Annotated in this window: 9 protein-coding genes; 4 read left to right on the forward strand and 5 right to left on the reverse strand. The window is 70.9% G+C overall.

All coding sequences use genetic code 11. The annotated features are described in order from the left end of the window. Positions 1 to 4 precede the first annotated feature (4 nt). Positions 5 to 304, reverse strand: a complete 300-nt coding sequence (gatC, locus tag ABG085_RS10565) for an Asp-tRNA(Asn)/Glu-tRNA(Gln) amidotransferase subunit GatC (RefSeq protein WP_347975705.1) — start codon at positions 302 to 304, stop codon at positions 5 to 7. 60 nt (positions 305 to 364) lie between these two features. Between gatC and ABG085_RS10570 the strand changes: the two genes are divergently transcribed. Next, positions 365 to 2,065, forward strand: a complete 1,701-nt coding sequence (locus tag ABG085_RS10570; RefSeq protein ID WP_347975706.1) for a long-chain-fatty-acid--CoA ligase — start codon at positions 365 to 367, stop codon at positions 2,063 to 2,065. A 3-nt stretch (positions 2,066 to 2,068) separates the two neighbouring features. On the opposite strand, the gene ABG085_RS10575 is transcribed toward ABG085_RS10570, so the two are convergent. From ABG085_RS10575 to ABG085_RS10590, 4 genes are all read right to left on the reverse strand, one after another. Beyond that, positions 2,069 to 2,377 (reverse strand): YciI family protein, encoded by a 309-nt coding sequence (locus ABG085_RS10575; protein ID WP_347975707.1) that lies wholly within the window; start codon positions 2,375 to 2,377, stop codon positions 2,069 to 2,071. Positions 2,378 to 2,408: 31 nt separating this feature from the next. Next, positions 2,409 to 4,739 carry an NAD-dependent DNA ligase LigA gene (ligA, locus tag ABG085_RS10580; protein ID WP_347975708.1) on the reverse strand — a complete coding sequence of 777 codons (2,331 nt, stop codon included), beginning with the start codon at positions 4,737 to 4,739 and terminating at the stop codon, positions 2,409 to 2,411. 112 nt (positions 4,740 to 4,851) lie between these two features. Next, the gene (gene mnmA, locus ABG085_RS10585) at positions 4,852 to 5,949 is read right to left on the reverse strand and encodes a tRNA 2-thiouridine(34) synthase MnmA (RefSeq protein WP_347975709.1); all 1,098 of its coding nucleotides are present in this window, start codon (positions 5,947 to 5,949) and stop codon (positions 4,852 to 4,854) included. Positions 5,950 to 5,958: 9 nt separating this feature from the next. After that, positions 5,959 to 7,152, reverse strand: a complete 1,194-nt coding sequence (locus ABG085_RS10590) for a cysteine desulfurase family protein (protein WP_347975710.1) — start codon at positions 7,150 to 7,152, stop codon at positions 5,959 to 5,961. 111 nt (positions 7,153 to 7,263) lie between these two features. On the opposite strand from ABG085_RS10590, the gene glgX reads away from it, so the two are divergent. From glgX to glgB, 3 genes are all read left to right on the forward strand, one after another. Next, the gene (gene glgX / locus ABG085_RS10595; protein ID WP_347979170.1) at positions 7,264 to 9,348 is read left to right on the forward strand and encodes a glycogen debranching protein GlgX; all 2,085 of its coding nucleotides are present in this window, start codon (positions 7,264 to 7,266) and stop codon (positions 9,346 to 9,348) included. 73 nt (positions 9,349 to 9,421) lie between these two features. Beyond that, a complete protein-coding gene (locus ABG085_RS10600) occupies positions 9,422 to 11,506 on the forward strand; it encodes a maltotransferase domain-containing protein (protein WP_347975711.1) in 2,085 nt (694 codons plus the stop codon). Then, positions 11,503 to 13,680 (forward strand): 1,4-alpha-glucan branching protein GlgB, encoded by a 2,178-nt coding sequence (gene glgB, locus ABG085_RS10605; RefSeq protein ID WP_347975712.1) that lies wholly within the window; start codon positions 11,503 to 11,505, stop codon positions 13,678 to 13,680. The genes ABG085_RS10600 and glgB overlap by 4 nt, the downstream gene beginning before the upstream one ends. Positions 13,681 to 13,690 lie beyond the last annotated feature (10 nt).

The following is a 13,690-nucleotide window of genomic DNA, read 5'->3' on the forward strand; positions in this document are numbered from 1 at the left end:
TCCCTTACTGCTCTTCGCCGAGGATCGCTGTCACGCGGAAGCGGCCGTCCGCAGCATCCGGTGCGTTCTGCAGCACCTGCGCGGGCGTCAGCAGGTCTCCCGGGACGTCCGGCCGGAACACGTTCTCGAGCGGGATCGGGTGACTGGTGGCGGCGACGTCGGGTGTGGCGACCGCGGAGACCTTGGCGATGTTGTCGACGATGGCGTCGAGCTGGCCGGTCAGGCGCTCGACCTCCTCGTCGCTCAGCTGGATCCGGGCGAGCACACCGAGATGGCGCACGAGATCGGGGGTGATTTCAGACACCTCCCCAGCCTACCGGGGCCGCGGCCCGGCCCCACGGCGGTCCCGGCGTAGGCTGATCGCGTGACGACCTACGACCCGCCGCGCCCCTGGATCGCCAGCTACGCCGAAGGCGTTCCCGAGGACCTCGCCCCCGTCACCGGCTCTCTCGTCGACATCGTCGACGCCTCCGCGCGCGACTATCCGGATGCCGCGGCCCTGCAGTTCTTCGGGCGCGAGACGTCGTACCGCTCGCTGCACGAGCAGATCGAACGCGCGGCCGCGGGTCTCCGAGAACTCGGCGTGAAGGCGGGCGACCCCGTCGCCATCGTGCTGCCGAACTGCCCGCAGCACATCGTCGCCTTCTACGCCGTCCTGCGGCTCGGCGCCGTCGTCATCGAGCACAACCCGCTGTACACGCCGCGGGAGCTCCGCAAGCAGTTCGAGGACCACGGAGCGAAGCACGCAATCGTGTGGACCAAGGTCGTGGCCACCGTGCAGGAGTTCCCCGCCGACCTGGCCGTGACGGGTCTCGTGTCGGTCGACGTGATCAAAGCCATGCCGTTCGGCACCCGGATGGCCCTCAAGCTCCCGATCGCGAAGGCGCGCGAGTCCCGCGCGGCGCTGACCGAGCGCGTCTCGGGCACCGTGCCGTGGGAGCAGATCGTCGGTGCGGCGCCGCTGCCGGCATCCCATCCCCGCCCCGCGACCGACGACCTCGCCCTCATCCAGTACACGAGCGGCACCACCGGCACGCCGAAGGGTGCGGCGCTCACGCATCGGAACCTGCTGTCCAACGCCGCGCAGGCGCGCGCGTGGGTGCCCTCGATCGTGCGCGGAGACGGATGCGTCGTCTACGCCGTGCTGCCGATGTTCCACGCCTACGGGCTCACGCTCTGCCTCACGTTCGCGATGTCCATGGGCGCCCGGCTGGTGCTGTTCCCCCGCTTCGATCCCGATATGGTGCTCGACGTCGCGAAGAAGCATCCGGCGACCTTCCTCCCCCTCGTCCCGCCGATCGCGGACCGCCTGCTCAAGGCCGCGCGAGAGAAGGGGGTCTCGCTCGAAGGCACCGAAGTCGCCATCTCGGGGGCGATGGCGCTGCCGCACGAGCTCGTCGTGCCGTTCGAGGCGGCGTCCGGCGGCTTCCTGGTCGAGGGCTACGGGCTCAGCGAGTGCTCGCCGGTGCTGATGGCCAACCCGGTCGCGGACAACCGCGTGCCGGGTACGGTCGGTCTGCCGCTGCCGGGAACCGAGTGCCGAGTGGTCGATCCCGACGACCCCACGAAGGATGTGCCCGCCGGCGAGCGGGGCGAGCTCGTGGTGCGCGGCCCGCAGGTGTTCGGCGGTTACTACGGCAAGCCGGAGGAAACCGAGGCGGTCTTCGCGGACGGCTGGTTCCGCACCGGGGACATCGTCACCATCGATGACGCGGGATTCGTGCGCATCGTGGACCGCATCAAGGAGCTCATCATCACGGGCGGCTTCAACGTCGCGCCGACGGAGGTCGAGATCGCCCTGCGTCAGCACCCACGGGTGGAAGACGCCGCGGTCGTCGGCCTCCCCAGTGACCACTCCGGGGAGGACGTCGTCGCGGCCATCGTGCTCACCCCGGGTGAGGACGTGGACGTCGAGACCGTGCGCGAGTTCGTACGCGGCATCCTGACGCCGTACAAGGTGCCCCGGCGGATCTACGTGGTCGACGAGCTCCCCAAGTCCCTCATCGGCAAGGTGCTGCGCCGGCAGGTGCGCGACCGTCTGCTCGCGCTGAACACCGGAGTCTGACGCTCACTCCGCCAGTCCGTCGCGCGCCACGGCGATCCGGTACGGATGGACCGTCGCGTCGAAGACACCTGCCGCCACCGCGGGGTCGGCGTGCATGATCTCGCGAGCCGCTGATTCGTCATCCGCCTCGAAGATGGTGATGCCGAACGTGCCCTCCGCCTCCTGCGTCCGGCCGGCGAGGATCAGGATGCCGCGATCTCGCAGCGCGACGAGATACGCGAAGTGATCCCCGACGATGCGCTGCTCGTCGGGAGTGGGATCGCTCACCATCGCGGGCCGCGACGGGACGATGCGATACAGCCACTGCGCCATGCCGCCATCCTCCCAGTCGCGAGCCGCGACCTCAGCTCACGTCGGGCGGGGCGCCCAGTGCGTCGGGGCCCTGCGTCACCAGCACGTGGAACTGCGCGGCATCGAGGATGCGGATGCCGAGCTCCTCCGCCTTCGCGAGCTTGGACCCCGCGCCCGGCCCCGCGGCCACGAAGTCGGTCTTCTTGGAGACGCTCGACGCCGCCTTGCCGCCGGCTTTGAGGATCGCCTCCTGAGCCCCTTCGCGGCTGTACCCGTCGAGCGAGCCCGTGGCCACCACGGTGAGGCCCGCGAGCACTCCCCCGGTGACGACCGCCGCCCCCGGGCCGGGATGACCGGGCGTCGCCAGCTGCGCGCCGGCGGCGGACCACCGCTCGACGATCTCGCGGTGCCAGTCGACCTCGAACCAGTCGATGAGCGAGTCGGCGATGATGCCGCCGACACCCTCGACGCCGGCGAGCTCGTCGCGCGACGCCGCCCGGATCGCCTCGACCGATCCGAACCACTGCGCGAGAGCACGCGCGGCGACGGGTCCGACGTGGCGGATGTTGAGGGCGACGAGGAATCGCCACAGCTCTTTCGTCTTCGCGCGCTCGAGCTGATCGAGCAGCGTGATCGCCTGGGCAGAGGGCTGCGGACCGACCGCTCCCGCCTTCTTCTCCGCCGCAGAGGGGTTGCGGCGGAACGGTGCCCGCCGGACGAACTCGCCGGACTTCTCATCGACGCGCGGTTCGCCGGTCTCGGCATCGCGCACGACGACCTCGATCGGAACCAGCTGATCGAGGGTGAGCTCGAACAGGCCGGCCTCGGTCTCGAGGGGCGGGACCTCGGGCACCGACGGCTGCGTGAGAGCGGCAGCGGTCACCTCGCCGAGCGCTTCGATGTCGAGACCGCCGCGTGAGCCGATGTGCTCCACGCGCCCGCGCACCTGCGCGGGGCAGGCACGCGTGTTGGGGCAGCGCAGGTCGATGTCGCCTTCCTTCGCCGGGGCGAGCGCCGAGCCGCATTCGGGGCAGTCGGCGGGCATCACGAACTCGCGCTCGGTGCCGTCGCGCAGCTCGACGACGGGACCCAGGATCTCGGGGATGACGTCGCCCGCCTTGCGGAGCACGACCGTGTCGCCGATGAGCACGCCCTTGGCGCGCACGACGTCCTGGTTGTGGAGGGTCGCCTGCCGCACCACCGACCCCGCGACCCGCGCGGGCGCCATGACGGCGAACGGCGTCGCCCGACCGGTGCGCCCGACCGAGACCACGATGTCGAGCAGTTTGGTGTTGACCTGCTCGGGCGGGTACTTGTACGCGATCGCCCACCGCGGAGCGCGACTGGTCGCGCCCAGCTCGTCATGGAGCGCGAGCTCGTCGACCTTCACCACGACGCCGTCGATCTCGTGCTCGACGTCGTGGCGGTGCTCGCCATAGTGTGCGACGAAATCCAGCACGCCGTCGATGTCGTCCGTGGTGCGGAAGTAAGGGCTGGTCGGCAGACCCCACTCCGCGAGCAGCGCGTAGATCTCGCTCTGCGAGTCGACGGGAGGCCGGCTCCACGCGCCGATGCCGTGGACGAACAGCCGGAGGGAATCGAGGCGGGCCTGCCCGGCCTCGTGCTCCAGGCCGTCCTTCTTGTCGAGCTGCTGACGCAGCCCGCCCGACGCGGCGTTGCGCGGATTGGCGAACGACGGGAACCGGCGTTCGGCGCTCACACGCGCCTTCGCCTCGTCGAACGCCCGGCTGCGGGCCCGGGTCTCGTCGACGGCGCGGTCGCGCATCTCGGCCTGCAGCGCATTGAGCCGTGCGAACGCCGCCACAGGGATGAACACCTCACCGCGGACCTCGACGATGTCCGGGTGACCGCTGCCGGCGAGCCGCTGCGGGATTCCCGCGACGCGGACCGCGTTCATCGTCACGTCCTCGCCGACGCGGCCGTCGCCGCGCGTGGCCGCCGACGTCAGCACCCCGCGCTCGTAGCGCAGGCTGATGGCGAGACCGTCGATCTTGAGCTCGGTCAGCCACCGCACCTTCCTGCCGGCGGCGGCCTGGGCCTTCACACACCAGTCCCGCAGCTCTTCGGCACTGAACACGTTGTCGAGGCTGAGCATGCGCTCGGCGTGCTCGATCGGCGCGAACATCGAGCTCTCGGCGGCTCCCACGGTCTGGGTGGGCGAGTCCTGGCCCTGCAGCTCGGGGTGCATGTGCTCGATCTCTTCGAGCCGCCGCATCCATCCGTCGTAGGTGGCGTCGTCGACGATCTCCGCGTTGCGCCCGTAGTACGCGTCACGTGCGCCGAGGATGCGCTCGGTCAGATCCTGGGCTTCGACTCGCGCGGCCTCGAGGCCGGCGTCTGCGGGAAGTACGGCATCCGTCACCCCGTCAGTCTAGGAGCGGGCTCCGACAGCACACAGGCCTCCGCGGCGGATGGAGCGCCCGACAGGGGACCCCGCGGGTGAACGCCGCGGCGCGGCATCCGTCTCCCGCCTGCTATGCCCCCACCGGCACAGCCGAGACGGTGCGATCGATCGTGAACTGCCCGATCACGCGGGTGCCGTCGTAGAGGACCGCCGTCTGCCCGGGTGCGACGCCGTCGAACGGCGTCTCGGGCACCACGGTCAAGAGTCCCGCGGCGAGCGTGGCCGACGCGGGCACCGGGTCGGCGTGCGCGCGGATCTGCACGTGGCAGGCGAACTCGCCCGCCTGCTGCGGTCGGCCGGCCCAGGAATACCGCTCCCCCGCGATCTCGGCGGTGGCGAGGGCCTCCTTGGGGCCGACGACGACGGTGTTCGAGACCGGCCGCACCTCGAGCACGAACCGGGGCTTGCCGTCGGATGCCGGCACGCCGAGCTGGAGGCCGCGGCGCTGGCCGACGGTGAACGCGTGGGCGCCCTCGTGCGAGCCGACGACCGCGCCGGTGCGGTCGAGGATGTCGCCCCGCTCGGCGCCGACCTTGTCAGCGAGCCAGCCACGGGTGTCTCCGTCGGGGATGAAGCAGATGTCGTGGCTGTCGGGCTTGTGCGCCACCGTGAGGCCGCGCTCTTCGGCCTCGGCGCGCACGAGCGCCTTGGACGGCGTCGCCCCGAGCGGGAAGTAGGTGTGGGCCAGCTGCTCGGCGTTCAGCACGCCCAGCACGTACGACTGGTCCTTCGCGGCGTCCGACGCGCGGTGCAGCTCCAGACCCTGGGGTCCGTCGACCAGCGTCGCGTAGTGGCCGGTGCAGACGGCGTCGAAGCCCAGCTCGAGCGCGCGCTCGAGCAGCGCGGCGAACTTGATCTTCTCGTTGCAGCGCATGCAGGGGTTCGGCGTCCGGCCGGCGCGGTACTCGGCCACGAAGTCGTCGATGACGTCGTCGCGGAAGCGCTCCGAGAAGTCCCACACGTAGAACGGGATGCCCAGGCGATCGGCCGCGCGCCGGGCGTCCATCGCGTCCTCGATCGTGCAGCAGCCGCGGCTGCCGGTGCGGAGGGTGCCGCCCGCCCGGGAGAGGGCGAGGTGCACGCCGACGACGTCGTGTCCGGCGTCGACGGCCCGCGCGGCCGCGACCGCGGAGTCCACTCCGCCGCTCATGGCCGCAAGGATTCGCATGGGTCCAGTCTACGAACCCGCACCTGACCGTGGCCCGGATGCCGCCCGCGCACGCTCGACAGCCTCGGGGAGCACCGCCAGCACCGCGTCGACGTCGGCGTCGACGGTGGTGCGTCCGAGCGTGAGCCGGAGCACCTGGCGGGCCTCGGCATCCGTCCGCCCCATCGCGATCACGACGTGCGACGGCTCGGGCACCCCCGCCTGGCAGGCCGACCCGGTCGACACCGCGATGCCGGCACGGTCGAGAAGGAACAGCAGCGTCTCACCCGCCGCGCCGGGGAAGAGCACGTGGGCGTTGCCCGGTACGCGGGCGACGGGGTCGCCGAGCAGTTTCGCACCCGGGATCGTGTTCCGGATGCCGCTCACGAGCCGCTCGCGCAGCGCCCCGAGCCGCGTCGCCTCGGCCTCTCGCTCCGCCTCGGCCGCCTCGGCGGCCACGGCGAACGCCACCGCGCCGGCGACGTCCTGCGTGCCCGCGCGCAGCCGCCGCTGCTGACCGCCGCCGTGCTGGAGGGCGGTGAGGTCGGCGCCGCGCGCGACCACGAGTGCGCCGACGCCGGTCGGCCCGCCGATCTTGTGGGCCGACACGCTCAGCGCCGCCAGCCCGGCACGGCCGCGGGCATCCCCGCGCCAGGCGCGGAACGACACCGGCACGTGCCCGAACGCGGCGACGGCGTCAAGGTGCAGCGGCACCCCGGCTGCGGCGGCGGCCGCGGCGAGTGCCGCCGCGTCGTTGATCGTCCCGGCCTCGTTGTTGGCGACGAGGGCGGTGGCGAAGGCGGCGCCGGGCAGTGCCGCCGCGAACGCGTCGGAGCGGATGCGGGCAGCGGCGTCGATGCCGACGTGGCGCACCTGGGCGCCCTGCGCCTCGAGCCATTCGACCGCGTCGAGCGTCGCGTGGTGCTCGCCGTCCGGCAGCACCACGGCGTCCGCGTGGGCGGGTCGTGCCCACCAGAGTCCCTTCACGGCGAGGTTGACGGCCTCGGTGCCCCCCGACGTGAAGACGACCTCGATCGGGTCCGCGTCGATCACCGCGGCAAAGCGCTCGCGCGCCTCTTCGAGCACCCGGCGCGCGTGCTGCCCGGCCCCGTGGATCGACGAGGCGTTGCCGGCCACCGCGGCCGCGTCGATCCAGGCGTCCCGCGCCTCCGGGCGCAGCGGCGCGGTGGCGGCGTGGTCGAGGTAGATCTGCTGGTCGCTCATGCGCACCCGCCCCCTCTCGATCACGTCGCCGACGGCTGCGCCCGAGTCCCGTGGCTCACGGCACCGGGTCTCGTAACAAGTCCGACTCCGACCATGGTTATGGTAGTCCGCATGGTCAGCCTGGAGTCCGTCCTCTCGCCCTCGGCCGCGGGCCTGCTCAGCCCGCAGCTCGATGGGCTGGGCGTCGTGCTGCTGCCCGACGGCGGTCGGCTGCGGGTGTGGTCGGCCGCGGCGGATGCCGTCGACCTCGTCGTCTTCGACGACACCGACCTCGACTGGATCACCGCAACCGAGCCGCTCAGCCCGATCGGCGGCGGTGTGTGGGAGATCACGACGCCGCTCCTGCGTCCCGGCGCCCGCTACGCGATCCGCGTCGATGGACCGCAGGCGCCGGGCAACACCTTCAACCGCGGTACACTGCTGCTCGATCCGTACACGCGCGGCGTCGTCCGCACCGGGTACGACGGCTGGCGCTCCGCCGTGGTCGAAGGCTCCTTCGACTGGGGTGGCGTGCCCAAGCCCGCGGTGCCCATGGACCGCACGGTGCTGTACGAAGGGCACCTCAAGGGCCTCTCGAAGCGGCATCCCGACGTACCGGGAGCGCTGCGCGGCACCTACGCCGGACTCGCGCACCCGGCGATGGTCCAGCACTTCCTCGATCTGGGCGTCACGAGCATCGAGCTGCTGCCCGTCCACGCCTTCACCACCGAGCCACGGCTGCTTCAGCACGGCCTCACGAACTACTGGGGCTACAACTCCCTGGGCTTCTTCGCCCCGCACGCCGCCTATGCCACCGAGGATGCTCGCCGACACGGACCCGACGCCGTCCTCCGCGAGTTCAAGGGAATGGTGAGGCTGCTTCACGAGGCCGGGCTGGAGGTGATCCTCGACGTCGTCTACAACCACACGGCCGAAGAGGGCATCGGCGGACCGCGCTCGAGCCTGCGCGGCATCGACAACCGCGCGTACTACCGGCAGGAGGACGACGGCGCGTACATCGACGTCACCGGCTGCGGCAATTCTCTGGACACATCCACGGATGCCGCGTCCCGCCTGGTGCTCGATTCGCTGCGGTACTGGGCGAACGACGTGCAGGTGGACGGGTTCCGGTTCGATCTCGCCGCGACACTCGGCCGGGACTCGTCCCACCACTTCACGCCGGAGCATCCCCTGCTCCGTGCGATCCTCGACGATCCGGCGCTCGCCGGCGTCAAGAAGATCGCCGAGCCGTGGGACGTGGGCATGGGCGGCTGGCAGACCGGCAACTTCGGCGACGGATGGAGCGAGTGGAACGATCGCTACCGCGACCGCGTCCGCAACTTCTGGCTGAGCGACGTGGACTACGCGCGCCGTGCATCCACCTCCCCCGTCGGCATCGGCGGTTTCGCGAACCGGCTCGCCGGCTCGGCGAACACCTTCGCAGACGAGCGCGGGCCGCTCGCGAGCGTGAACTTCGTGACCGCGCACGACGGCTTCACCCTGCGCGATCTCGTCTCGTACGACGTGAAGCACAACTTCGGCAACGGCGAGCACAACCGCGACGGCGCCGACACGAACCGCTCGTTCAACCACGGCGCCGAAGGTCCGACGGACGACGCGGGGATCCTCGCGACCCGCCGCAAGGCTATGCGCAACCTGCTGGGCACGCTCCTGCTCTCGGCCGGGGTGCCCATGATCACGGCGGGCGACGAGTTCGCCCGCACACAGCGGGGCAACAACAACGCCTACTGCCACGACTCCGTGCTGACGTGGCTGTCGTGGGAGCACGCCCCCTGGCAGCGGGACCTGTACGCGCACGTGCGCCACCTCCTGCGCCTGCGACGCGAGAACCCGGCGCTGCGCCCCAGCCGCTTCGCGCGGCTCGGCGAGCGCACACCCTCGGCATCCGTCATGGAGTGGTACGACGAGCACGGCGAGACCATGTCTCTCGAGCGGTGGACCGATCCGGCTCACCGCACGCTCCAGTACGTGGCGGCCTCCACTCCCGAGTTCGAGGGGTTCAACCGGGTGCTCCTCATGGTCCACGGCACCGAGCGGCCGACCAGCGTCACGCTCCCCGACGTGGACGGCGTGACCCGGTACATCGCACTGTGGTCGAGCGCGGACGAGAGGCCGTCCGAGCTGACGCCGACCTTCTCCCCCGGCGACACGATCGCCCTGCCGGGCACAGCGATGCGTCTCTTCCGTGCCGAGTAGATCAGCCGCCCTCCGGAGGACCGGCGACGGCACGTCGCTGTCATCCCGCTTCGGCGCGCGATAGGTTCGACACGTGGTCACGACGACGCGCTCCGCGCGCTCCCGCCCGTGGCGGAGCGCCTCGGCCCTCCCTGTCCGCGATATCCGTGCCTGGCAGGCTGAACGCGACACCGCAGCGCGGCGCGTTCCCCTTGCCCAGCCCTCACCGGCGGTGCCCTGGGGCGATTACCGCCCCAAGGCCTTCGACGGCGAGGTGGTGCCGTTCCGGGTGACGGCGTTCCGCGAGGGGCACGACCGCATCGGCGTCCATCTGCGCCTCTTCTCGCCCAGCGGCGATGAGTCCCTGCATCGCCTCCGTTCGCTCGACGACGGCTTCGATCGCTGGCAGACGGAGGTGGCGCTGCTCGAGCAGGGCGTCTGGCGCTTCCGCTTCGAGTCGTTCGGCGACGATTTCGCCACGTGGGAGCACGCCGCCTCGCTCAAGATCGCCGCGGGAGTGGATGCCGCGCTCATGCGCGAACTCGGAGCGCTGCTGTTCGACCGCGCCACGGCGGAGAAGGGCCGCCCGGTCGCTGAACGGCGCACGCTCGCCGCGGCTGCGGCATCCCTCCGCGACAGCGCCGTCGACGACGTCGCCGCGCTCGCCATCGTGGAGGATCCGACGCTGGCCGGATACTTCCGTCAGCGCCCGCTCATGTCGCTCGCGACGGTCGGCGACGACCTCGAGCTCCTCGTCGAGCGCGAACGCGCCGGCGTCGGGGCGTGGTACGAGTTCTTCCCCCGCTCCGAGGGCGCGCGCCGCCTGAAGGACGGCACAGTCAAAAGCGGCACCTTCCGCACGGCCGTGAAACGGCTGCCGGCGGTGGCCGCGATGGGCTTCGACGTGCTGTACCTGCCGCCGATCCACCCGATCGGCACGGTGAACCGCAAGGGCCCGAACAACACGCTGGAGGCAGGACCGGGCGATCCGGGCTCGCCCTGGGCGATCGGCTCGGCGTCCGGCGGACACGACACCGTCCACCCCGACCTCGGAACGCTCGCCGACTTCCGCGCGTTCGTGCGCAGCGCGCGTGCCGCGGGCATCGAGATCGCCCTTGATCTGGCGCTCCAGGCGGCTCCCGACCACCCCTGGGTCACCGCGCATCCCGAATGGTTCACGACGCTCCCCGACGGCTCGATCGCCTACGCCGAGAACCCGCCGAAGAAGTACCAGGACATCTACCCGGTCAACTTCGACAACGACCCGGAAGGCATCCGCGCCGAGGTGCTGCGGATCGTCCGCCACTGGATCGCGCAGGGCGTGCGCATCTTCCGCGTCGACAACCCGCATACGAAGCCGCTGCAGTTCTGGGAGTGGCTCATCGGGACGGTGACCGCAGAAGACCCGGACGTCGTGTTCCTCGCCGAGGCGTTCACGCGCCCGGCGCCGCTGCAGAGCCTCGCCTCGGCCGGCTTCCAGCAGAGCTACACCTACTTCGCGTGGCGCAACACCAAGGAAGAGCTGGAGGAGTTCCTCTCGGCGCTGGCGCACGAGACCGACGACTTCCTGCGCCCCAATCTCTTCGTCAACACCCCCGACATCCTCACCGAGTACCTGCAGTTCGGCGGCCGTGCCGCGTACCGCATCCGCGCGGCCGTCGCCGCCACCGCGGCTCCCAGCTACGGCGTGTACGCCGGCTACGAGCTCTACGAGAACGTGGCGCGCCCGGGATCCGAAGAGAACATCGACAACGAGAAGTACGAGTACAAGTTCCGCGACTGGGCGGGTGCCGAAGAGCGCGGCGAGTCGCTGGCGCCGTTCCTCACCCGGCTCAACGACATCCGACGCGCGCACCCCGCCCTCCGCCAGCTGCGCAACCTCAGCGTCCACTGGAGCGACGACGACGCGATCCTGGTGTACGCCAAGCACCTCGATGCGGCGCTCTCGCCCGACGGCCGCAGCGACACCGTCATCGTCGTGGTCAACACCGATCCCCACTCGGTGCGCCAGACGATGGTCCACCTCGACACCCGCGTCTGGGGCGTCGAGCCCGGTTCGCCGTACGAGGTCGAGGACCTCGTCACCGGCGCCCGCTGGACGTGGTCGGATCACAACTACGTGATGCTGGACGCGTTCACCGAGCCGGTCCACATCCTCCACGTGAAGGAACCCCGATGACGCCCACCGACCAGATCCTCGATGCCGTCGCGACGGGCTCCTACCACGACCCCCACTCCGTGCTCGGTGTCCATCCCGGCACGGATGCCGAGGGCAACAGGACCTGGATCGTCCGCGCCCGCCGGCCCCTGGCACGCAGCGTGACCGCTGTCTTCGCCGACGGCACGCGCGTTCCCCTCGAGCACGTCCGCGCAGGAATCTGGGAGGGCACCCGCGCCGGTGCCCTCACACGGTACGAGCTGCACGCAAGCTACGCACAGGGCCCGGATTACATCGCCGACGACCCCTACCGCCACTCCCCGACGATCGGCGAGCTCGACCTGCACCTGATCGGCGAGGGTCGCCACGAGGAACTGTGGCGGGCGCTCGGCGCGCATGAGCGCGAGCATGACGGCACGATGGGCACCGCGTTCACGGTCTGGGCGCCGAATGCCCGCGCCGTGCGCGTGGTCGGGGATTTCAACGGCTGGGACGGCCAGGGCCACGCGATGCGCTCCATGGGCGGCACCGGCGTGTGGGAGCTCTTCGTCCCCGGCATCGGTCAGGGCACGAGCTACAAGTTCGAACTGCGCGGTCGCGGCGGCGATTGGGCGCTCAAGGCCGATCCGATGGCCCGGTTCGCCGAGGTGCCTCCCGCCACGGCATCCGTCGTCGTCGGCTCTTCGTACTCCTGGGGCGACTCAGCGTGGCTCGCCGAGCGCGCCCGCTCGACGCCGGTGTCTCGCCCGATGTCGGTGTACGAGCTGCACTTCGGCTCGTGGCGGCAGGGGCTGTCGTATCGCGATGCCGCGGACGAGCTCATCGACTACGTCACCGGCCAGGGGTTCACCCACATCGAGTTCCTCCCCCTCGCCGAGCACCCGTTCGGCGGCTCCTGGGGCTACCAGGTCACCGGCTACTACGCGCCGACCAGCCGCTTCGGCCACCCCGACGACCTGCGCTACCTCATCGACCGGCTGCACCAGGCGGGCATCGGCGTGATCATGGACTGGGTGCCCGGGCACTTCCCGAAGGACGCCTTCGCGCTGGCGCGCTTCGACGGCGAGCCGCTGTACGAGCACGCCGACCCCCGGCGCGGCGAGCACCGCGAGTGGGGCACGTACATCTTCGACTACGGCCGCAGCGAGGTGCGGAACTTCCTCGTCGCGAACGCGCTCTACTGGTTCGAGGAGTTCCACGTCGACGGCCTGCGGGTGGACGCGGTCGCGTCCATGCTCTACCTCGACTACTCGCGCGAGGAGGGCGAGTGGGCGCCCAACGTCCACGGCGGCCGCGAGAACCTGGAGGCGATCCGTTTCCTTCAGGAGGTCAACGCCACGGCGTACAAGCGCTACCCCGGTATCGCGATGATCGCCGAGGAATCCACGAGCTTCCCGGGAGTGACGGCGCCGACGAGTCAGGCGGGTCTCGGCTTCGGGTTCAAGTGGAACATGGGCTGGATGAACGACTCTCTCCAGTACATCAAGCGCGACCCGATCTACCGATCGCACCACGAGGGCGAGCTCTCCTTCTCGTTCGTCTACGCCTTCAGCGAGAACTACGTGCTGCCCATCAGCCACGACGAGGTCGTCCACGGAAAGGGCAGCCTCATCGCACGGATGCCGGGCGACCACTGGCAGAAGCTGGCCAACATGCGGGCCTTCCTGGCGTACATGTGGGGCCACCCGGGCAAGCAGCTGCTGTTCATGGGTCAGGAGTTCGGCCAGCTGTCGGAGTGGTCCGAGGGACGCTCCCTGGACTGGTGGCTGCTCGACCAGCCGACGCACGCGCAGCTGCAGCAGTTCGTGGGGGTGCTCAACCGCGTGTACCGCGACCAGTCCGCACTGTGGGCACGCGACAGCGACGGCGCGGCGTTCAACAGGCTGGGCGCGCCGAGATGGAATCCGAACGTCGTGGCCTTCGCACGACGCGACTGGCACGGCAACACGATCGTGGTGGCCGCGAACTTCTCCGGCCAGCCCTTGACCTCGTACGAGCTGGACCTGCCCGAGAGCGGCGTGTGGCACGAGATCCTCAACACCGACGCGCAGGCCTACGGCGGGTCCGGCGTCGGCAACCTCGGCGTCGTCCACGCCGGTGCGGGTGGACGTGCCTCGCTCGTGCTGCCGCCGCTGGGCGTGCTGTGGCTGCGCCACGAGACGAGTGCGCACATCCCCTCGCCCACCCAGGGCTGAGCGGGCGTCC

Source organism: Microbacterium sp. ProA8 (genome assembly GCF_039905635.1).
Lineage (GTDB): Bacteria > Actinomycetota > Actinomycetes > Actinomycetales > Microbacteriaceae > Microbacterium > Microbacterium chionoecetis.

What these genes read in the sequence shown, in the direction of transcription:
- ABG085_RS10575 (WP_347975707.1), bottom strand. Translation starts at nt 2,377, where the DNA reads ATGGCGCAGTGGCTGTATCGCATCGTCCCGTCGCGGCCCGCGATGGTG.
- mnmA (WP_347975709.1), bottom strand. Translation starts at nt 5,949, where the DNA reads ATGCGAATCCTTGCGGCCATGAGCGGCGGAGTGGACTCCGCGGTCGCG.
- ABG085_RS10590 (WP_347975710.1), bottom strand. Translation starts at nt 7,152, where the DNA reads ATGAGCGACCAGCAGATCTACCTCGACCACGCCGCCACCGCGCCGCTG.
- glgX (WP_347979170.1), top strand. Translation starts at nt 7,264, where the DNA reads ATGGTCAGCCTGGAGTCCGTCCTCTCGCCCTCGGCCGCGGGCCTGCTC.
- glgB (WP_347975712.1), top strand. Translation starts at nt 11,503, where the DNA reads ATGACGCCCACCGACCAGATCCTCGATGCCGTCGCGACGGGCTCCTAC.